Genomic DNA, 20,494 nt, shown 5'->3' on the forward strand with positions numbered 1-20,494 from the left:
CCGGCGTCCTGCCGGGTTACCCACGGATTCAAGCCTGCGTTCGGCCAGCGTGTTTGACGGGGCGCCTGAGATCAAGATCAAGATCAAAAGCAGAGCCAGAGCCAGAGCAACAGCAACAGCAACAGCAACGCGATCCGTGGTGTAGCCCCCCACATGTAGCCCCCCACCCCAAGCAATCACATGCGGCGTCATGCCACGGGCGAATGTTGATCGCGGTCAAGGGATAACTTCGTGGTAGTTCCCACACTGTGGCGAACTTTCTGGAGGACTGCGCCATGCCCCTGTCTCTTGCGCAATTGCGCCGCAACTACACCCTTTATGGCCTGCGTGATGACTTGGTGCAGGACGATCCCTTGGTGCTGTTCGGTCAGTGGCTGGATCAGGCGCGTAAAACCGAGGTGCCGCCGGCGGAGGCCAATAGCATGGCCTTGGCTACGGTCGATCATGATGGGCATGCCCACTGTCGCATCCTGCTGCTCAAGGGTTTCAGCGCCGAGGGTTTTTTCTTTTTCGGCCATTACCAGAGTGCCAAGGGTCAGGAGTTGGCGAGCAATCCCCATGCGGCCATGACGTTTTTCTGGCCGGGGCTGGAGCGTCAGGTGCGTATCGAAGGCCCGGTGGTGCGGGCGGATGCGCAGCTGTCGGACGATTATTTCGATGCACGCCCGGCCGCCAGCCAGTTGGGCGCCTGGGCGTCGCCGCAAAGCCAGCCCCTTGGCCATCGCAGCGAGTTGGAAAGCCGCCTGCGTGACGTCACCGAGCGTTTCGCCGGGCAGCAACCGCCACGGCCCGAGCATTGGGGCGGCTACCGCCTGCAGCCGCAGCGCATCGAGTTCTGGCAGGGCCGGCCCGACCGCCTGCATGACCGTCTCGACTACCGCCTGCACGCGGGTATTTGGCAGCGCACGCGCCTGGCCCCCTGAACGAGATACCTCCTTGGAGGAATAGGCCCTGCGCCCGTTGCGGCGCAGGCTGACGGCAACTTTCTTGACGCCTGGAGCCTTGATCATGGCCCATTTGAAACAACGCAATTTCGTGCCCCTGAACATCGCCGTGCTGACCATCAGTGACACCCGTACCCTCGACACCGACACCTCCGGCCAGACCCTGGTGGACCGCCTCGAAAGTGCCGGGCATGTGCTTATCGACCGTGGCCTGGTGATCGACGACATCTACCAGATCCGTGCACAGGTGTCCCTGTGGATCGCCGACCCCGAGGTGCAAGTGGTGCTGATGACCGGCGGCACCGGTTTCACTGCGCGCGACAACACGCCCCAGGCGGTGTTGCCGTTGCTGGACAAACACGTGGAAGGCTTCGGTGAGCTGTTCCGCCAGGTGTCCCTGGCCGAAATCGGCACTTCCACCTTGCAGTCCCGCGCGTTGGCTGGCCTCAGCAACGGCGTGTTGGTGTGCTGCATGCCGGGCTCGCCGGGCGCATGCCGCACCGGCTGGGACCAGATCCTGGCGGGGCAGTTGGACAGCCGCACCGGCCCGTGCAATTTCGTGCCGCACCTCAAGCCCCAGCCTGAGCAAATCCTGCAAGCCTGCGAGTCGCGTTCATGAGTGTCTCGGTGTGTGACAGCGGCCACCTGATGCCGGTGGACGAGGCCATCGCCGCGCTGCTGGCCCAGGCGCCGCCACCGCCCGCCACCCAGGTGATTGGCCTGGAGCAGGCGTTGGGGCGGGTGGTCGCCGAAGAACTGTTCTCGCCCCTGGATTTGCCCGGTTTCGACAACAGCGCCATGGACGGCTACGCCCTGCGCGCCGAGGACGTGCCGGCCGAAGGCGGCTACCTGATGCTCGCCGGGCGCATTGCGGCGGGGCAGCACAGCAAGGTGAGCGTGCAGGCCGGGCAGGCCGTGCGCATTTTTACCGGTGCGCCGCTACCGCCTGGCGCTGACACGGTGGTGCCCCAGGAGCGTTGCCGCCTGTACGGCCAGCGCATCTGGTGCCCGCCGGTACGTCTCGGCGAGCATGTGCGCAAGCAGGGTGAAGAGCTGCAGCGCGGGCAGACCCTGATCGCCGTCGGCAAGCGCCTGCGCGCCCAGGACATCGGCTTGCTGGCCTCGGCCGGCATCCCTCGGTTGAAAGTCTATCGCCCGTTGCGGGTGTGCCTGCTCAGCAGCGGCAACGAGCTGCGTGACCCGGGCGAAGCGCTGGTGCCGGGGCAGATCTACAACAGCAACCGCTATGCCCTGGCCGCCTTGTTGCGTGGCTGGGGCGTGGACGTGCACGACTACGGCGTGATGGCGGATGAACTGGCCGCCAGCCGTGATGCGCTGGCCCTGGCCTCGTCCGAGTGCGACCTGTTGCTGACCTCGGCGGGGGTGTCGGTGGGGGAGGAGGACCATCTCAAGCAGGCCATCGAAGCGCTCGGCCGCGTGGACTTCTGGCGCCTGGCGATTCAGCCCGGCAAGCCCCTGGCGTTTGGCGAAGTGGCGGGCAAACCGTGGCTGGGCCTGCCCGGTAACCCGTCGGCGGCGCTGATCACCGCGTTGGTGGTGGTGCGTCCGTTCCTGCTGCGCGCCCAAGGGGTGGAACGGGTGTTGCCGGTGCCGATCCAGGTGCCGGCCGCGTTCGAATGGCTCACGCCCAACAAGCGCCGCCAGTACCTGCGTGCACGCCTGAGCCCCGGCGAGGACGGGCAATTGCGCGCCGTGCTGCATCCCCAGCAAAGCTCGGCGATGCTCACCGCCGCCTGTTGGGCCGATGGCCTGGTGATCGTCGAGCGTGAGCATCAGGTGCTCAAGGATGAACCGGTGCCGTTTGTGTCTTTCGCTGAATTTCTCTGAGGAGCCCCCATGCAACTGGTCTGCCCCGCAGGCAACCTGCCTGCGCTTAAAGCCGCGGTGCGCCAAGGCGCCGATGCGGTGTATGTCGGTTTTCGCGATGACACCAATGCCCGGCACTTCGCCGGGTTGAACATGGACGACAAACAGTTCGACGGTGCCGTCGCCTTTATTCGCCAGCACCAGCGCAAGCTGTACGTGGCGGTCAACACCTACCCGCAACCGAAGATCTGGGCACGCTGGCAACGCGCCGTCGACCGCGCGGCGGACCACGGCGTGGACGCCCTGATCGCCGCCGACCCCGGCGTGCTCGACTACGCCAGCCGCCAACATCCGCACATGGCGTTGCACCTGTCGGTACAGGGCTCGGCCACCCACGCGGCGGCGCTGAAGTTCTATGCCGAACGCTACGGTATTCGCCGCGCGGTGTTGCCCCGTGTGCTGTCCCTGGCCCAGGTCAAGCAGGTAACGGCGAGCAGCCCGGTGCCCATCGAAGTGTTCGGGTTTGGCAGCCTGTGCATCATGGCCGAGGGGCGTTGCCACCTGTCTTCCTATATCACCGGCGAGTCGCCGAACCTGTGCGGCGTGTGCTCGCCGGCCAAGGCGGTGCGCTGGAGCGAAGATGCCGAGGGCTTGAGTGCGCGCCTGAGCGACGTGCTGATCGACCGCTACACCGCCGACGAACCCGCCGGCTACCCGACCCTGTGCAAGGGCCGTTTCCTGGTCGGCGGCAAGCGCTTCCATGCCCTCGAAGAACCCACCAGCCTCGACACCCTCGACCTGCTGCCGGAGCTCAGCGCCATCGGCGTCGAAGCGGTCAAGATCGAAGGCCGGCAACGCAGCCCGGCGTATGTGGAACAAGTCACCCGGGTCTGGCGCGCCGCGCTCGACGCCCACCGCAGTGCACCGGCCAGCTTTGTGGTCAAGGACCAATGGCGCCAGGTGCTGGCCGGGTTATCCGAAGGCAGCCAGACCACACTCGGCGCCTACCATCGTGCATGGCAGTGAGGAGACACAGATGAAACTCAGCCTGGGACCGGTGCTGTTTTATTGGGATAAGGAACACCTGGGGCGCTTCTACTCGGACATGGCCGGCTTGCCCCTGGACGTGATTTACCTGGGCGAAACCGTGTGTGCCAAGCGCCGCGCGTTTTCCCTGGACCGTTGGTTGGGCCTGGGGCGGGAGCTGCAAACCTGCAGCTCGGCGCAGATCGTGTTGTCGAGCCTGACCTTGATCGAAGCCGCCTCCGAACTGTCGAGCCTGCGCCGCCTGTGCGACAACGGCGAGTGGCTGGTGGAGGCCAATGACATGGGCGCGGTGCAGATGCTGATCGAGCGCAAATTGCCCTTTGTCGGCGGCCCGGCGCTCAACCTCTACAACGGTCACGCCCTGGTGCAACTGCTTGACGCCGGCATGCAGCGCTGGGTGCCGCCGGTGGAGTGCTCCCAGGGCCTGATCGCCGACGTGCTGGAGCAGGTGCGCGAATTGGGCCGGCCGTTACCCGAGGTGGAAATATTCGCCTACGGCCATTTGCCCCTGGCCTACTCGGCGCGTTGCTTCACCGCCCGTGCAGAGAACCGCCCCAAGGACGATTGCCAGTTCTGCTGCATCAACTACCCCGACGGCATGCCCCTGACCAGCCAGGAAGGGCAGGCGCTATTCACCTTGAACGGCATCCAGACCATGTCCGCCGACGTTACCAACCTGCTGGCCGATTACCCCGGCCTGGTGTCCAGCGGCGCCGACCTGTTGCGCCTGAGCCCCCGGGCCGAGGGCATGGTCGAGGTGGTACGTGCCTACGACCAGGTACGCCAGGGCGCTACGCCGCCGCTGTATGTCCAAGGCTGCAACGGCTACTGGCACGGCCAGGCGGGTATGTTGCGGGTTGAGGAGGTGGGCCTGTGCTGAGTCGTAAATCATGGCTGCTCAAGGGTGCCGACCGGTTGTTGCCGTTGATCCGCCGCGTGCCGTTTGGCGTACAGCGCCTGGCCTTGCAGCAAGCCCTCAACCGCTGTCTGGCCGAACCCCTGCGCGACGGCGGGTTTGACCTGCTGCGCGGGCGTTGGCTGTGTTTGCGTATTCCTGACCTGGGGTTGTGCTGGTACCTGACCCTGGGGCGGGATGGGTTGCGGATTGCGCAAAAGGCTGAGGCGCAGGTCAGCATCAGTGGTAATTGGCGGGAGTTTCTGTTGCTGGCCAGCCGCCAGGAAGATCCGGATACGCTGTTCTTTCGCCGCCGGTTGGTGATCGAGGGGGATACGGAATTGGGGCTGGGGTTGAAGAATCTGATCGACAGTTTGGACCCGGATGTGTTGCCGCCCTGGTTGTGGCGGAATCTGGAGCGGGCGGGGCGGGCGTCAGCGGTCCACAGCGGGCACTGATCAGCCGGCCTGATAGCCCATCAGCTGTTCTTCGCAGAGGATTCTAATGGTGCGCCGCTGCACCTCGATCAACCCGCCTTCCACCAGCCGGTGCAGGATCCTTGAAAAGGTCTCCGGCTGGATCCCCAGCTTCGACGCCACCAGGCGCTTGGGCACTTGCAGCACCACCTCGCCACTCAGCGCATCGCGCTCCTGGAACAGGAAGTTGATCACCCGACGGCTGGCGTTGGCCAGGGTCAGGGTGTCGATGTCCTTGAGGCGCTGATGCAGGTGGATGCTCATGCTGGCCAGGATCGCCAGGCAGATTTTCGGCTGGTCCTCCAGGGCCCGGCGGTAGTGCTGGCCTTCGATGCTGACCAGCACGCTGTCCTTGAGCGCGGTGGCGCTCACCGGATAGGCCTTGGCCTGGGTGAACAGCAGGGCTTCGGCAAAGGTCTGGCCGGGCTGGATGATTTCCACCAAGTGTTCCTGGCCTTCGCCCGTAACCCGATGCAGCTTGATCTGACCGCTGACCAGCAGGAAAAAACGCTCGGCCGCGTCGCCCTGGTGCATCAACGGCGCATGGCCGGGCAGGTGCTTGAGATTGGCCAGGGTGCAGACGTCCTGGAAGGTTTTTTCCGGGAGCTGGCTGAACAGGTGATGGCGACGCAGGGTGAGCACGATGTGGGGATGGGTGAGCATGGTTGGGCCTCCGCAATGGGCTAGCGTAGAAGGCTTGGGGCGGGGTTGATATGCCTCTGTGGGGGTACCTCTTGCGGGGTTTGTGTAAACAATGTGGTGGGCTTGCCCCCGATGAGCAAGGGTATCCACACAACTTTTCAGCCCCTGACAAATCTCCCTGTGGTGAGCGGCCTTTTTGTGGTGAGCGGGCTTGCCCCGCGCTGGGCTGCGTAGCAGCCCCAAAACCAGTGTCTACAGAGTGTCTGATACACCGCATTCTTCTGGACTGGGGCTGCTGCGCAGCCCAGCGCGGGACAAGCCCGCTCACCACAACAGCCCTATCTGCCGCGCGTTCAGCCTCAAACAGCCTCACCCCGCCTGCCGCAAATGCTCCATCGCCCAGACCGCCGCCTCGACCCGCGACCGCAACCCCAGCTTATGCAGCAGATTCTTCACATGCACCTTCACTGTGCCCTCGGTAATCCCCAATTTGTGCCCGATTACCTTGTTGCTGTGCCCACTGGCAATCGTCCTCAGCACCTGGCGCTCGCGCTCGGTCAATTCCACTGCCGCATGGGGCTGCGGCGAGCGCAGGGCCTGGGCCAGGACGCGGGTCAGGCCGGGGCTGATGACCAGCGCGCCATGCAACGCATCACGGATGTACTGGATCAACAACTCCGGCTCCATGTCCTTGAGCAGATAACCATTGGCATCCAGGCGCAGCGCATCGCGGATGTCGTCCTCGGCGTCGGACACGGTAAACAGCAGCACCTTGCCGGCATAGTTCATCGCCCGCAGGCGGCGCAGGGTTTCCAGGCCGTTCATGTGCGGCATGTTGTTGTCCAGCAGCACCAGGTCCGGTTGCAGCCCGTCGATCTGGTCCAGGGCTTCCTGGCCGTTGCCGGCTTCGCCGACTACTTGCAGGTCGTCTTCCAGTTCAAGCATCTGGCGCATGCCGTGGCGCATCATCGGGTGATCGTCGACCAGCAGGATACGGTGGCGGGTGAGGGTGTTCATGAGGCGGTGCCTTGTAGGGAGTGGCCGAGAAATTCCGGTTGGAAACGCAATTGCACGCGGGTGCCCTGGGGCTCGCGGGGGCTGATGTCGAGGCGGCCATGCAGGCTGCGGGCGCGCTCGTCCATGATGGTCAGGCCGTGGTGTTCGCGGGTGTCGACCTCACCGCAGAAGCCCCGGCCGTCGTCCTCGATGCTCAGGCTCACGGTCTCGCCTTCCTGGCGCAGTTGCAACCAGGCGTTTTGCGCATGGGCATGGCGCAGGCAATTGGACAGGGCCTCGCGGGTGACCTGCAACAAGTGGATCTGTTCGCTGGCCGACAGCTGGAAGGCTAGAGCGTCCACATGCAGATGCACCTGGAACTCGCCACGCCGCGAGAACTCTTCGGCGGTGTCCTGCAGCTCCTGCACCAGCCCGGCATCGTGGATTTGCAGGCGGAAGGTGGTGAGCAATTCGCGCAGTTGGCGGTAGGCGTTGTTCAGGCCGTCGCGCAGTTCGGCGGTGACGGTGGCCAGGGTTTCCACCGGTTCGCCACGTCGGATCAGGGTTTGCATGCGGCTGACCTGCAGCTTCATGTAGGACAGCGCCTGGGCCAGGGAATCGTGCAGTTCCCGGGCGATGATGGTGCGTTCGTCGAGCAGCAGCAGGCGGTGGTCCTGTTCGCGCTGGCGCTTAAGCGACAGCGAGGTGCCGATCAGGTTGGCCAGGGCCTGGATCAACTGTTTCTCCCAGTCCTGGGGCGCATGGCCGTCGAGGAAGTGCGCCTTGAGTTCGCCCAGTTCCGAGCCCTGGTTGCTGATGCTGAATACCTGAGGGAGCGCCACTTTCTGTTTTTGGCACGTTGCGCAATCACCGATGGCGCAGACGTTGCGGCTATCCCCTCCATTCAGGGAGAGCATCTGCTGGGCCGGCGCCAGGAAGTGCCCTTGCAGGCACAGCGACAGGCGCAGCCCCGGCAGGCGTTTCTGGAAGCGCCGGATCAGTTCATCCAGGCCCTCGGCGTTCGCCAGGCGCGTGGCCAGGCTGCGGCTGCTCTGGTAAAGCAGCTCCAGGGCGGCGTTGGCTTGTTGCAGGTTGAGGGTTTTCTGCCGCACCTGGCTCTCGAGGGTGCGGTGGGAGTGTTCAATGGTTTCGGCCATGGTGTTGAAGCTCAGGGCGAGTTGCCCCAGCTCATCCTCGGAGCGGTGATTGACCCGGGTCTTGAAGTCGCCATCACGAAAGCGCCGGGTCGCGTGCACCAGTTCTTCCAGGGGGTTGACCACGCCGTACTGCAATTCATACAGGCCGATCAGCAGGATGATCAGCGTACTGAACAGTGCCAGGCCCTGGATGCTTTGCTGCCAGCCTTGTTTCTGTTCGCTGTGCTGTTGCAGGAGGCTGACGAATTGGTTCAATTGCTCGACGAACCCCGGTGCGCTGGCCTGGAACAGCATCGCGTCGCCACGGGCCAGCGCCGGGCGCAGATCGGTGTCCCAGCGCTGCTGGATCTGTTGGTAGCTCTGCAGCAGGGCGCTGCGCGGGCCGTCTTCAAGCACCGCCTTGAGCGATTGGCTGTCGAGGCGCCCTTGCAGGCTGTGGGTGATGGCGTCGATCTCGTCGGCAGGCGCGCCGGCCGCGAGTTTCCAGCTCAGGTGGTAGGTCTCCATGCGCACCGAACCGGCGGTGTTGATGGCGGCGGCATCGCCCTGGCTGAACCAGGCGATCAGGCCGGCGCTCAAGGAACTGGCGAGGGCGAGGATGGCGATCAGGATCACCGCCAGCCCGGCGCGCGCGGGCAGGGAGCTGCGCAGCCAGTTAAACATGGCGGCGTGATCGAAGGGGGTTGAGAGCCTGCATGGCGGCACCTGAAAGGAAAAAGGGCTGAGAAACCGCAATCCCTGGCGCACTACCTCTAAAGAGTTGCCGGCAAACCCTCCCACGGGAAAACGCCGGCACAAGAGATCAATCCATTGATAAATAAAGACTTTCTCTTGTTGTTAGGACTACCTCCTTAGAGGTATGTGGGGCCAGCATAGCCCCATACCCCCCAGGCGGACGTTGACCTGGGTCAAGTTCCACGGGGGTGTCGCCCCTAACCTGCGCCCATGGAATCACTTTCTGGAGCGCATACCGTGACTCAACCCCGTATGAGACAAGGCCTGGTGCTGGGCATGAGCACACTCGCCTTCACCGTCTGCTTTATGGTGTGGATGATGTTCGCCGTGCTGGGCGTGCCCATCAAAGAGCTGTTGCAACTCAACGAAACCCAGTTCGGCCTGCTGGCCGCCACGCCGGTGTTGACCGGCTCCCTGGTACGCCTGCCCCTGGGCCTGCTGACTGACCGCTTCGGCGGGCGCATCGTGTTCTTCCTGTTGATGCTCGCCTGCGTGCTGCCGCTGTACCTGATCACCTACGCCACCGCCTATTGGCAGTTCCTGGTGCTGGGCCTGTTCGTCGGCCTGGCCGGCGGTTCGTTTTCGGTGGGCATCGCCTACGTGGCCAAGTGGTTCGACAAAGACAACCAGGGCTTTGCCATGGGCGTGTTCGGCGCCGGCAACGCGGGCGCCGCCGTCACCAAGTTCCTGGCCCCGGCGCTGATCGCCCTCGGCACCTGGCACCTGGTGCCCAAGGTGTTCGGCGCGATCCTGTTTATCACCGCGCTGCTGTTCTGGTTCCTCACCAGCGAGAACAAGGCGCACCGCAGTGCCGGCGGCGCCACCCTGCGCCAGCAGTTGCTGTGCCTGAAAGACCCGGCCGTGTGGCGCTACTGCCAGTACTACTCGATTGTGTTCGGCGGCTATGTGGCCCTGGCACTGTGGATGACCAAGTACTACGTGCAGGAATACGGCTTCAGCCTGCAAAGCGCCGCGTTGCTGGCCGCGTGTTTCTCCCTGCCGGGCGGCGTGCTGCGTGCGGTGGGCGGCTGGATGTCCGACCGCTGGGGCGCCCAGAGCGTGACCTGGTGGGTGCTGTGGGTGAGCTGGATCTGCCTGTTCCTGCTCAGCTACCCGCAGACCCAATTGCAGGTGCAGACCGTCAACGGTCCCCTGGATTTCCATATCGGCCTCAACGCCACCCTGTTCACCGTGCTGCTGTTCGTGATGGGCATCGCCTTCGCGTTCGGCAAGGCCTCGGTGTTCAAGTACATCGCCAATGACTACCCACAGAACATGGGCGCGGTGTCCGGCATCGTCGGCCTGGCCGGTGGCCTGGGCGGCTTTGTGCTGCCGATCCTGTTTGGCGCCCTGGTGGACCTCACCGGCGTGCGCTCGTCCTGCTTCATGTTGATGTACGGCGTGGTCTGGGTGTCCCTGACCTGGATGTACTTCAGCGAAATGCGCAAGCAACCGCTGTTGGGCAAAACCGCCCAACCTCTCCAAGGAGAATGAACATGTCCATCGCGCAAAAGCCCGGCTCGGGGCCGGTGATCCACGACTGGCGCCCTGAAGACCCGGCGTTCTGGGGCGCCAGCGGCAAGAAGACCGCAACCCGCAACCTGTGGATCTCGATCCCTGCGCTGTTGCTGGCCTTCGCCGTGTGGATGGTGTGGAGCACGGTGATCGTGCGCCTGAACGCCATCGGCTTTACCTTCACCACCGACCAGTTGTTCTGGCTGGCGGCGTTGCCGGGCCTGTCCGGTGCCACCTTGCGGGTGTTCTACTCGTTCATGGTGCCGATCTTCGGCGGCCGCCGCTGGACCGCCCTGAGCACCGCGTCGCTGCTGCTGCCGTCGCTGTGGATGGGCTTTGCGGTGCAAGACCCCAACACCCCCTACAGCGTGTTTGTACTGATCGCGCTGCTGTGCGGTTTCGGCGGCGGCAACTTTGCCTCGAGCATGTCCAACATCAGCTTCTTCTACCCCAAGTCGCAGCAAGGCACGGCCCTGGGCCTGAACGCCGGCCTCGGCAACCTGGGGGTATCGGTGATGCAGTTCTGCGTGCCGCTGGTGATCACGTTCGGCGTGTTCGGCCTGGTGGGCGGCCAACCGCAGACCTTGGCGGATGGCAGTCAACTCTGGCTGCAGAACGCCGGTTTCATCTGGGTGCCGTTTATCCTCACCGTCACCGTGGCGGCCTGGTTCGGCATGAATGACCTGTCCAGCGCCCGCGCTTCGTTCAGCGAGCAGGCGGTGATCTTCAAGCGCAAGCACAACTGGCTGATGTGCTGGTTGTACCTGGCGACTTTCGGCTCATTCATCGGTTTTTCGGCGGCGTTCCCGCTGCTGATCAAGACCTCGTTCCCCGACGTGGTGGCGCTGAAATTCGCCTTCCTCGGCCCGCTGGTCGGCGCCCTGGTACGCCCACTCGGCGGCTGGCTGGCGGACAAGCTGGGCGGCGCACGGGTGACCTTGTGGAACTTCGTGCTGATGATCGTGATGGTGTTCGGCGTGCTGCACTTTTTGCCGCAGAACGGGCAGGGCGGCAGCTTCTACGGTTTCCTCGGCATGTTCATGCTGCTGTTCATCACCACCGGCGTCGGCAACGGCTCCACCTTCCGCATGATCCCGGTGATCTTCCGCACCCAGCACGAGAAGGCCAGTGCCGGTAAATCCGCCGCCGAGCGCGAGCAGGCGATCAAGGATGCCGGCAAGGAATCCGCCGCCGTGCTGGGCTTCAGCTCGGCCATGGGCGCCTTCGGTGCGTTCTTCATTCCCAAGTCCTTCGGCACGTCCATGGCCGCCACCGGCAGCCCGGCGATGGCCTTCTACATGTTTGTCGGTTTCTACCTGAGCTGCATCGTCGTGACCTGGTGGTGGTACGCCCGCAAAGGCTGCGCCACACCCTGCTGATCGACCACGAATTCGCGGGGCAACGCACCCCACGGCACGCCTGATGAGGAAAGCATCATGAGTCACTTACTGGATCAACTGCGGTTCTTCAACCGCAAGCAAAACGAATTCTCCGACGGTCACGGCGAGACCCGCAAGGAGTCCCGCGACTGGGAAAACGTCTACCGTTCGCGCTGGCAGTACGACAAGATCGTGCGCTCCACCCATGGTGTGAACTGCACCGGCTCGTGCTCGTGGAAGATCTACGTGAAGAACGGCCTGATCACCTGGGAAACCCAGCAGACCGACTACCCGCGCACCCGCAACGACCTGCCCAACCATGAGCCGCGCGGCTGCCCACGGGGTGCCAGCTACAGCTGGTACATCTACAGCGCCAACCGCCTCAAGTACCCGAAGATCCGCAAGCCGCTGCTCAAGTTGTGGCGTGAAGCGCGCCTGACCCTGTCGCCGGTGGAGGCGTGGGCGAGCATCGTCGAGGACAAGGTCAAGGCCGAATCGTACAAGAGCAAGCGCGGCATGGGCGGTTTCATTCGCTCGAACTGGGAGGAGGTCAACGAGATCATCGCCGCCTCCAACGTCTACACCATCAAGCAATACGGCCCGGACCGCATCGTCGGCTTCTCGCCGATCCCGGCCATGTCGATGGTCAGCTACGCGGCGGGTTCGCGTTACCTGTCGCTGCTCGGCGGCGTGTGCCTGAGCTTCTACGACTGGTACTGCGACCTGCCTCCGGCCTCGCCGATGGTGTGGGGCGAGCAGACCGACGTGCCGGAATCGGCCGACTGGTACAACTCCAACTACATCATCGCCTGGGGTTCCAACGTTCCGCAGACCCGTACCCCGGACGCGCACTTCTTCACCGAGGTGCGCTACAAGGGCACCAAGACCGTGGCCATCACCCCGGACTATTCGGAAGTGGCCAAGCTCACCGACCTGTGGCTCAACCCCAAGCAGGGCACCGACGCCGCGTTGGCCCAGGCCTTCAACCATGTGATCTTCAAGGAATTTCACCTGGATAAACCGAGCGCCTACTTCACCGACTACGCCAAGCGCTTTACCGACTTGCCGGTGCTGGTGATGCTCAAGCCGATGACCGGGTTCGCCCCTGGCGCCGGCTTCCAGCCCGACCGCTTCCTGCGTGCCTCGGACCTCACCGGCAACCTCGGCCAGGACAACAACCCGGAATGGAAAACCATCGCCCTCGACGAGAGCGGTGAACTGGTGTCGCCACAAGGCTCCATCGGCTACCGCTGGGGCGAGAAGGGCAAGTGGAACATCCTCGCCAAGGAAGGCGGTGAAGGCCGTGCCATCGACCTGAAACTCAGCCTGCTCGGTGACGACGTCGCCGAAGTGGCGTTCCCGTATTTTGCCGGCGAAGCCCACGAGCACTTCCAGCACGTGGCCGGCGATGCCGTGCAGTTCCGCCGCGTACCGGTGCACAGCGTGACCCTGGCCGACGGCAGCGTGGCCAAAGTGGCGACGGTGTTCGACCTGTCCGCCGCCAACCTGGCCATCGACCGTGGCCTGGGCGGCCAGAACGTGGCCAGGGACTACGACGACGCCAGCGTACCGGGCACCCCGGCGTGGCAGGAAGCGATCACCGGCGTCAGCCGCGAGAAAGCCATCCAGATCGCCCGTGAGTTCGCCGACAACGCCGACAAGACCAAGGGCCGTTCGATGATCATCGTCGGCGCGGCGATGAACCACTGGTACCACATGGACATGAACTACCGCGGGCTGATCAATATGCTCATGCTCTGCGGTTGCGTCGGCCAGACCGGCGGCGGCTGGGCCCACTACGTCGGCCAGGAAAAACTGCGCCCGCAATGCGGCTGGCTGCCCCTGGCCTTCGGCCTCGACTGGAACCGCCCGCCACGCCAGATGAACGGCACCAGCTTCTTCTACGGCCACAGCTCGCAATGGCGCCACGAGAAGATGAGCATGCACGACGTGCTCTCACCCCTGGCCGACAAGTCGCAATTCCCGGAACACGCCCTGGACTACAACATCCGCGCCGAACGCGCCGGCTGGTTGCCCAGTGCACCGCAGCTCAACACCAACCCGCTGCACATCTGCCGTGACGCCGCTGCCGCCGGCATGACGCCGAAAGACTACGTGGTCAAGTCCTGGCAGGACGGCAGCCTGCGCTTCGCCTGCGAACAGCCGGACAGCCCGGTGAACTTCCCGCGCAACATGTTTATCTGGCGCTCCAACCTGCTCGGTTCCTCGGGCAAGGGCCATGAGTACATGCTCAAGTACCTGTTGGGCACCAAGAACGGCGTGATGAACGAAGACATCGGCCACAGCACCGAATGCAAGCCCACCGAGGCCGAATGGGTCGAAGACGGCGCCATCGGCAAGCTCGACCTGGTGACCACCCTCGACTTCCGCATGTCCTCCACCTGCGTGTACTCCGACATCGTCTTGCCGACTGCCACCTGGTACGAAAAAGACGATATGAACACCTCGGACATGCACCCGTTCATTCACCCGTTGTCGGCGGCCATCGACCCGGCGTGGGAGTCGCGCTCCGACTGGGAAATCTACAAGGGCATCGCCAAGGCGTTCTCGGCCATGTCGGTCGGCCACCTGGGCGTGGAGCAAGACCTGGTCACCGTCCCGTTGATGCACGACAGCGTCGGCGAACTGGCCCAGCCGTTTGGCGGCACCGACTGGAAAAGCGCCGGTGTGGCGCCGGTGCCGGGCAAGAACGCGCCGAACATGGCGGTGGTGGAGCGCGACTACCCGAACATCTACAAGCAGTTCTCGTCCCTGGGCCCGATGCTGGAAAAACTCGGCAACGGCGGCAAGGGCATCAACTGGAACACCGACGAAGAAGTCGAGTTCCTCGGCGAGCTGAACCATCACGAAAGCGCTGCGGGCATCAGCCACGGCCGGCCGAAAATCGACACGGCCATCGACGCTGCCGAAGTGATCCTGTCCCTGGCCCCGGAAACCAACGGCAAGGTCGCCTTGAAAGCCTGGGCCGCGCTGTCGGAATTCACCGGCATCGACCACAGCCACCTGGCGATCTCCAAGGCCCACGAAGCGATTCGCTTCCGCGACATCCAGGCGCAGCCGCGCAAGATCATCTCCAGCCCGACCTGGTCCGGCCTGGAAGACGAGCACGTGAGCTACAACGCCGGCTACACCAACGTGCATGAAAACATCCCATGGCGCACCATCACCGGCCGCCAGCAGTTCTACCAGGATCACCCGTGGATGCAGGCGTTCGGCGAGCAGCTGATGAGCTACCGGCCACCGGTCAACACCCGCACCATCGAAGGGGTGAAGGGCAAGCGCAGCAATGGCGAGACCGAGATCGTGCTGAACTGGATCACCCCACACCAGAAGTGGGGCATCCACAGCACCTACAGCGACAACCTGCTGATGCTCACCCTGAGCCGTGGCGGACCGATTGTGTGGCTCTCGGAAATCGACGCCAAGCGCGCCGGCATCGAAGACAACGACTGGATCGAATGCTTCAACGTCAACGGCGCATTGACCGCCCGTGCGGTGGTCAGCCAGCGCGTCAAGGAAGGCATGGTGATGATGTACCACGCCCAGGAACGCATCGTGAACGTGCCGGGTTCGGAAACCACCAAGACCCGTGGCGGCCACCACAACTCGGTGACCCGCGTGGTGCTCAAGCCGACCCACATGATCGGCGGCTATGCCCAGCAGGCCTACGGTTTCAACTACTACGGCACGGTCGGTTGCAACCGCGATGAGTTTGTCGTGGTGCGCAAGATGGCCAAGGTCGACTGGCTCGATGGCTCCAGCGGCGATGATTTGCCGCGCCCATTGCCGACTGACATCGAGGAGAACTGAGATGAAAATTCGCTCACAGATCGGCATGGTCCTCAACCTGGACAAATGCATCGGCTGCCACACCTGTTCCATTACCTGCAAAAACGTGTGGACCAGCCGTGAAGGCATGGAATACGCCTGGTTCAACAACGTCGAGTCCAAGCCCGGCATCGGCTACCCCAAGGAGTGGGAGAACCAGGACAAGTGGAAGGGCGGCTGGGTGCGCAACGCCAATGGCTCGATCAACCCCCGCATCGGCGGCAAGTTCCGCGTGTTGGCGAACATCTTCGCCAACCCCGACCTGCCGAGCCTGGACGACTACTACGAGCCGTTCGACTTCGACTATCAGCACTTGCACACCGCGCCATTGGGCGAGCACCAGCCGACCGCACGCCCGCGTTCGCTGGTGTCCGGCAAGCGCATGGAAAAGATCGAGTGGGGGCCGAACTGGGAGGAAATCCTCGGCACCGAATTCGCCAAGCGTCGCAAGGACAAGAACTTCGACCAGATCCAGGCCGACATTTATGGCGAGTACGAAAACACCTTCATGATGTACCTGCCGCGTCTGTGCGAGCACTGCCTCAACCCGGCGTGTGCGGCATCCTGCCCAAGCGGTGCGATCTACAAGCGTGAAGAAGACGGCATCGTGCTGATCGACCAGGAGAAGTGCCGGGGCTGGCGCATGTGCATCAGCGGCTGCCCGTACAAGAAAATCTACTTCAACTGGAAGAGCGGCAAATCCGAGAAGTGCATCTTCTGCTACCCGCGTATCGAAGCCGGTATGCCGACCGTGTGCGCCGAAACCTGTGTGGGTCGGATTCGCTACCTCGGTGTGCTGCTGTATGACGCCGACCGCATCAGCGAAGTGGCCAGCACCGCCAACGAGCAGGACCTGTACGAGAAGCAACTGGAAATCTTCCTCGACCCGAATGACCCGGCGGTGATTCGCCAGGCTCTGGCCGATGGCGTGCCGCAGTCGGTGATCGACTCGGCCCAGCGTTCGCCGGTGTACAAAATGGCCGTCGACTGGAAGTTGGCGCTGCCGCTGCACCCGGAATATCGCACTTTGCCGATGGTCTGGTACGTGCCGCCGCTGTCACCGATCCAGAACGCCGCCGCGGCCGGCACCGTGGGCATGAACGGGGTGATCCCGGATGTGGACAGCCTGCGTATTCCGCTGCGTTACCTGGCGAACATGCTCACCGCCGGCGATGAAAAACCGGTCAAGCGTGCACTCAAGCGCCTGTTGGCGATGCGCGCCTACAAACGCTCCCAGCAAGTCGATGGCGTACAGGACCTGCAAGTGCTCGAAGACGTCGGCCTGAGCGTGGAACAGGTGGAAGAGATGTACCGCTACCTGGCCATCGCCAACTACGAAGACCGCTTCGTGGTACCGAGCGCCCACCGTGAAGACGCCATGAGCGACGCGTTCGCCGAACGCTCCGGCTGTGGTTTCAGCTTCGGCAGCGGTTGCAGCGGCAGCTCCGACACCAACATGTTCGGCGCCAAGAAAGCCAACCGCCGCGACGTGCTGAAAACCGTCCAGATCTGGGAGGACTGAGCCATGCGCATTCTTAAAGTGATTTCGTTGCTGCTGGACTACCCCACTGAAACCCTGGTGAACGGTCGCGACGAACTGGAACAGGCGATTCTTGAAGCACGGGAAATCAGCCCCAAGCAGCGCGGTGCGTTGTTCGAGTTGCTGGAACTGATCTGCGCCAATGACCTGATGGACGGCCAGGAACACTACGGCGCGCTGTTTGGCCGGGGGCGGTCGCTGTCGCTGTTGTTGTTCGAACACGTGCACGGCGAATCCCGCGACCGGGGCCAGGCCATGGTCGACATGATGGCCCAGTACGAGGAGGCCGGCTTCGCCATCGGCGTCAAGGAGCTGCCGGACTACATCCCGTTGTACCTGGAGTTTCTGTCCACCCGCGAAGACATCGAGGCCCGCGAGGGCCTGGCGGATGTGGCGCACCTGCTGGCCTTGCTCGCTGCGCGTCTGGACGAGCGTGAGAGCGGCTATGCCAGTTGCTTCCGTGCGCTGTTGCAGATTGCCGGCGCCGAGCCGCACCAGGCCGTGGCCGAACTGCGTGCCCAGGTCGCCGCCGAACCGCGCGACGACTCCCTCGAAGCCCTGGACAAAATCTGGGAAGAGGAAGCGGTGGACTTTATGCAGGCTGAGCAACAGGACCGCTGCAGCTCGATGCCGAGCAGTCCGGGCAAGGCCCGCGAAGAAAGCGCGGTGCCTTTGCACTGGGTGGATTTTCAGCAAGAAGGCCGGGCCGCAGCGCCCGCCGGGGAGGTGGGTAATGTCTAAGTGGAATTTGCTGGTATTCGGGGTGTATCCCTATGTGGCGCTGGCGATCTGCCTGTTGGGCAGTTGGGCGCGGTTCGACCTGTCGCAGTACACCTGGAAGGCCGGTTCCAGCCAGATGCTCAACAACCGTGGCATGCGCGTGGCGAGCAACTTTTTCCACATCGGCGTGCTGTTCGTGCTGGCCGGGCATTTTGTCGGCCTGCTGACCCCAGCGTCGGTCTACCACCATGTGATCAGCACTGAGCACAAGCAGTTGCTGGCGATGGTCTCGGGCGGCTTCTTCGGCCTGCTGTGCCTGGTGGGCCTGCTGATGCTGGTCAAGCGTCGCCTGGGCGATCCGCGCGTGCGGGCTACCTCGAGCCCGTCGGACATCCTGATCCTGCTGGTGTTGCTGGCGCAGTTGCTGCTGGGCCTGCTGACCATCGTCGCCTCCACCGGGCATATGGACGGCTCGGTGATGGTGATGCTCGCCGACTGGGCGCAGAACGTGGTGCTGTTGCGGCCGGTGGAAGCGGCCGAGTCGATTGCGCCGGTGTCGCTGATCTACAAGGCCCACGTGGCGCTGGGCTTGACCCTGTTCGTGCTGTTCCCGTTTACCCGCCTGGTGCACATGGTCAGCGCGCCGATCTGGTACCTGGGGCGTCGTTATCAAATCGTGCGGCAGAAGTATTGAGGAGAACGTCATGACTACAGGATGCGGATGTGGTGGCGGTAACGGCGGCAGCGGTGGTTGCGGCTCGTCGGCCAAGGAACCGGTGGTGGCCCAGGCTTCTTTCGAGGAGATCAAGGCGCCGGAATTGATCGCCAGCAGTGAACAGGAATGGCCGATCATCAGCGTCAACGGCGTGGCGGTCACGCCCGAGGCCATGGCCCTGGAGTTGCAATACCACCCGGCCGCCAGCCGCGAGGAAGCGGTGTACCTGGCCGCCCGCGCGCTGGTGATCCGCGAGCTGTTGCAACAGCGGATCGCCGAGCTGGGCCTGGCGGTGGAAATCGCCGCCGGCGAAAACGAAGAAGAAGCCGCCACGCGCCTGCTGCTGGAGCGTGAGGTGACGGTGCCCGACTGCGACGAAGCCAACTGTGTGCGCTACTTCGAGAACAACCGTGGGCGCTTTCACAGCGCACCGTTGCTGGCGGTGCGGCATATCCTGCTCGAGTGCACGCCGGACGACGCCGAGGCGCGCCACCTGGCGCACACCCAGGCCGAAGTCCTGCTGCTGAGCCTGGAAGAACAACCGGGCCAATTTGCCGAACTGGCGCTCAAGTACTCGGCCTGCCCGTCCAAGGCCCAGGGCGGTTCGCTGGGCCAGGTGAGCAAAGGCCAGACCGTGCCCGAGCTGGAGCGCCAGTTGTTCACCCTGGCCCCGGGCCTGGCCGCCAAGCCGCTGGAGAGCCGTTACGGCTGGCACGTGATCAGCGTCGACCAGCGTATCGAAGGCCAGCCGTTGCCGTATGAAGCGGTGGCCGTGGCGATTCGCACCCAGTTGCAGCAAGGGGTGTGGCAGAAGGCATTGGTGCAGTACCTGCAAACCCTGATCGGCGCAGCGGACATCCGCGGCATCGCGCTGCAGGGTGCCGACTCACCGTTGGTGCAGTGACATGAGCCTGGTGGATGGGGTGGGCCGTTCGATCGATTACCTGCGCTTGTCGGTGACCGACCGTTGCGATTTTCGCTGTGTGTACTGCATGGCGAAAAACATGACATTCCTGCCGCGCCAGCAGGTGTTGACCCTGGAAGAACTGCAACGCCTGGCCGCGCTGTTCGTGGGGCAGGGCGTGCGCAAGATCCGCCTCACCGGGGGCGAACCGCTGATTCGCCCGGGCATTGTCGGGCTGTGCCGTAACATCGCGGCACTGCCGGGCTTGCGTGAACTGGTGATGACCAGCAATGGTTCGCAGTTGGCGCGACTGGCGCGGCCGTTGGTGGAGGCGGGGGTCAAGCGCATGAACATCAGCCTCGACAGCCTGGATGCGCAGCGCTTTCGTGGGATCACCCGCAACGGTGATCTGCGCCAGGTGCTGGACGGTATCGAGGCCGCGCGGGATGCGGGGTTCGAGCGGGTCAAGCTCAACTGCGTGGTAATGAAGGGGCGCAACTTCGACGAGGTCCCGGCGTTGGTGCGGTACGCCATCGACCAGGGTGTCGACATCAGTTTTATCGAGGAAATGCCCCTGGGGGACGTGGGGCGATCGCGGGGCGAGACGTTCTGCTCCAGCGACGAAGTGCGCGCGGTGATCGCCCGTGAATATGGGTTGATCGATAGCACCGAGAACAGCGGCGGGCCGGCGCGGTATGTGCGGTTGGCGGGGCATCCTGGGACGCGGGTGGGGTTTATTTCGCCAAATTCCCATAATTTTTGTGGCAGTTGTAATCGGGTACGGATGACGGTGGAAGGGCAGTTGCTGTTGTGCCTGGGGCAGGAGGATGCGCTGGATTTTCGCGCGTTGTTACGGCGCTATCCGTTGGAGGATGGGCCGTTGGTCGAGGCGTTGCACAGGGGGTTGAGGGGTAAGCCGTTGCGGCATGATTTCAGTGGGGATGGGGAGGTGCAGGTGGTGCGGTTTATGAATATGAGTGGGGGGTGAGGGGGGTGTGGGGTGGTACTGAGTACATATCCGTTTCTTCGGTAACGGCTACTTAGGGTTCCGCTCTTACAGCGGGTCACTTTTGGAGGGACCCAAAAGTAACCAAAAGGTCCTCGCCCCAACACTCGGCACCTCGCCTAGGCTCGGTGTGCCCTCACTCCGGCT

The 20,494-nt window shown here is 63.8% G+C and carries 17 protein-coding genes; 14 read left to right on the forward strand and 3 right to left on the reverse strand.

The window, feature by feature from the left end:
- Window positions 1-275 precede the first annotated feature (275 nt).
- The 6 genes from pdxH (at window position 276) to ubiT (ending at window position 5,171) form a co-directional block, all read left to right on the forward strand.
- Window positions 276-923 carry a pyridoxamine 5'-phosphate oxidase gene (gene pdxH, locus AC07OT_RS30715; RefSeq protein ID WP_043293719.1) on the forward strand — a complete coding sequence of 216 codons (648 nt, stop codon included), beginning with the start codon at window positions 276-278 and terminating at the stop codon, window positions 921-923.
- An 85-nt stretch (window positions 924-1,008) separates the two neighbouring features.
- Complete coding sequence (moaB, locus tag AC07OT_RS30720) at window positions 1,009-1,563, forward strand: molybdenum cofactor biosynthesis protein B (protein WP_141155281.1); 555 nt, start codon at window positions 1,009-1,011, stop codon at window positions 1,561-1,563.
- On the forward strand, window positions 1,560-2,792 hold the full coding sequence (locus AC07OT_RS30725; RefSeq protein ID WP_495109858.1) for a molybdopterin molybdotransferase MoeA: 1,233 nt from the start codon (window positions 1,560-1,562) through the stop codon (window positions 2,790-2,792). The genes moaB and AC07OT_RS30725 overlap by 4 nt, the downstream gene beginning before the upstream one ends.
- A gap of 9 nt (window positions 2,793-2,801) precedes the next feature.
- Window positions 2,802-3,797: a ubiquinone anaerobic biosynthesis protein UbiU gene (ubiU, locus tag AC07OT_RS30730; protein ID WP_495109859.1), complete on the forward strand. Its 996-nt coding sequence runs from the start codon at window positions 2,802-2,804 to the stop codon at window positions 3,795-3,797.
- A 10-nt stretch (window positions 3,798-3,807) separates the two neighbouring features.
- On the forward strand, window positions 3,808-4,698 hold the full coding sequence (locus tag AC07OT_RS30735; RefSeq protein ID WP_495109860.1) for a U32 family peptidase: 891 nt from the start codon (window positions 3,808-3,810) through the stop codon (window positions 4,696-4,698).
- A complete protein-coding gene (gene ubiT / locus AC07OT_RS30740) occupies window positions 4,692-5,171 on the forward strand; it encodes a ubiquinone anaerobic biosynthesis accessory factor UbiT (RefSeq protein WP_495109861.1) in 480 nt (159 codons plus the stop codon). Before AC07OT_RS30735 ends, ubiT begins: the two co-directional genes overlap by 7 nt.
- On the opposite strand, the gene AC07OT_RS30745 is transcribed toward ubiT, so the two are convergent.
- The 3 genes from AC07OT_RS30745 to AC07OT_RS30755 all read right to left on the reverse strand — a co-directional run bounded on the left by AC07OT_RS30745 (window position 5,172) and on the right by AC07OT_RS30755 (window position 8,647).
- Window positions 5,172-5,852, reverse strand: coding sequence for a Crp/Fnr family transcriptional regulator (locus AC07OT_RS30745; protein ID WP_253490898.1), 681 nt, complete (start codon window positions 5,850-5,852; stop codon window positions 5,172-5,174).
- A 348-nt stretch (window positions 5,853-6,200) separates the two neighbouring features.
- Window positions 6,201-6,848, reverse strand: a complete 648-nt coding sequence (gene narL / locus AC07OT_RS30750) for a two-component system response regulator NarL (protein ID WP_027607179.1) — start codon at window positions 6,846-6,848, stop codon at window positions 6,201-6,203.
- The gene (locus AC07OT_RS30755; RefSeq protein ID WP_141155277.1) at window positions 6,845-8,647 is read right to left on the reverse strand and encodes a HAMP domain-containing protein; all 1,803 of its coding nucleotides are present in this window, start codon (window positions 8,645-8,647) and stop codon (window positions 6,845-6,847) included. Before AC07OT_RS30755 ends, narL begins: the two co-directional genes overlap by 4 nt.
- Before the next feature lie 309 nt (window positions 8,648-8,956).
- On the opposite strand from AC07OT_RS30755, the gene AC07OT_RS30760 reads away from it, so the two are divergent.
- The 8 genes from AC07OT_RS30760 to moaA are packed head-to-tail and all read left to right on the forward strand — an operon-like array spanning window position 8,957 to window position 20,329.
- Window positions 8,957-10,213 (forward strand): MFS transporter, encoded by a 1,257-nt coding sequence (locus tag AC07OT_RS30760; RefSeq protein ID WP_141155276.1) that lies wholly within the window; start codon window positions 8,957-8,959, stop codon window positions 10,211-10,213.
- A gap of 2 nt (window positions 10,214-10,215) precedes the next feature.
- Window positions 10,216-11,613, forward strand: a complete 1,398-nt coding sequence (locus tag AC07OT_RS30765) for a NarK family nitrate/nitrite MFS transporter (RefSeq protein WP_315871671.1) — start codon at window positions 10,216-10,218, stop codon at window positions 11,611-11,613.
- Window positions 11,614-11,670: 57 nt separating this feature from the next.
- The gene (locus AC07OT_RS30770; RefSeq protein WP_495109862.1) at window positions 11,671-15,444 is read left to right on the forward strand and encodes a nitrate reductase subunit alpha; all 3,774 of its coding nucleotides are present in this window, start codon (window positions 11,671-11,673) and stop codon (window positions 15,442-15,444) included.
- A 1-nt stretch (window position 15,445) separates the two neighbouring features.
- Window positions 15,446-16,984 (forward strand): nitrate reductase subunit beta, encoded by a 1,539-nt coding sequence (gene narH, locus AC07OT_RS30775; RefSeq protein ID WP_027607174.1) that lies wholly within the window; start codon window positions 15,446-15,448, stop codon window positions 16,982-16,984.
- A 3-nt stretch (window positions 16,985-16,987) separates the two neighbouring features.
- Window positions 16,988-17,743, forward strand: coding sequence for a nitrate reductase molybdenum cofactor assembly chaperone (gene narJ, locus AC07OT_RS30780; protein ID WP_115489187.1), 756 nt, complete (start codon window positions 16,988-16,990; stop codon window positions 17,741-17,743).
- Window positions 17,736-18,416 carry a respiratory nitrate reductase subunit gamma gene (narI, locus tag AC07OT_RS30785; protein WP_027607172.1) on the forward strand — a complete coding sequence of 227 codons (681 nt, stop codon included), beginning with the start codon at window positions 17,736-17,738 and terminating at the stop codon, window positions 18,414-18,416. Before narJ ends, narI begins: the two co-directional genes overlap by 8 nt.
- Window positions 18,417-18,426: 10 nt before the next feature.
- Complete coding sequence (locus tag AC07OT_RS30790) at window positions 18,427-19,341, forward strand: peptidylprolyl isomerase (RefSeq protein WP_495109863.1); 915 nt, start codon at window positions 18,427-18,429, stop codon at window positions 19,339-19,341.
- Between the two features lies 1 nt (window position 19,342).
- Entirely contained in the window at window positions 19,343-20,329 is a 987-nt protein-coding gene (moaA, locus tag AC07OT_RS30795) for a GTP 3',8-cyclase MoaA (RefSeq protein ID WP_495109864.1), read from the forward strand.
- Window positions 20,330-20,494: the final 165 nt, after the last annotated feature.

This window comes from Pseudomonas sp. GW821-FHT09C10, from assembly GCF_059418085.1.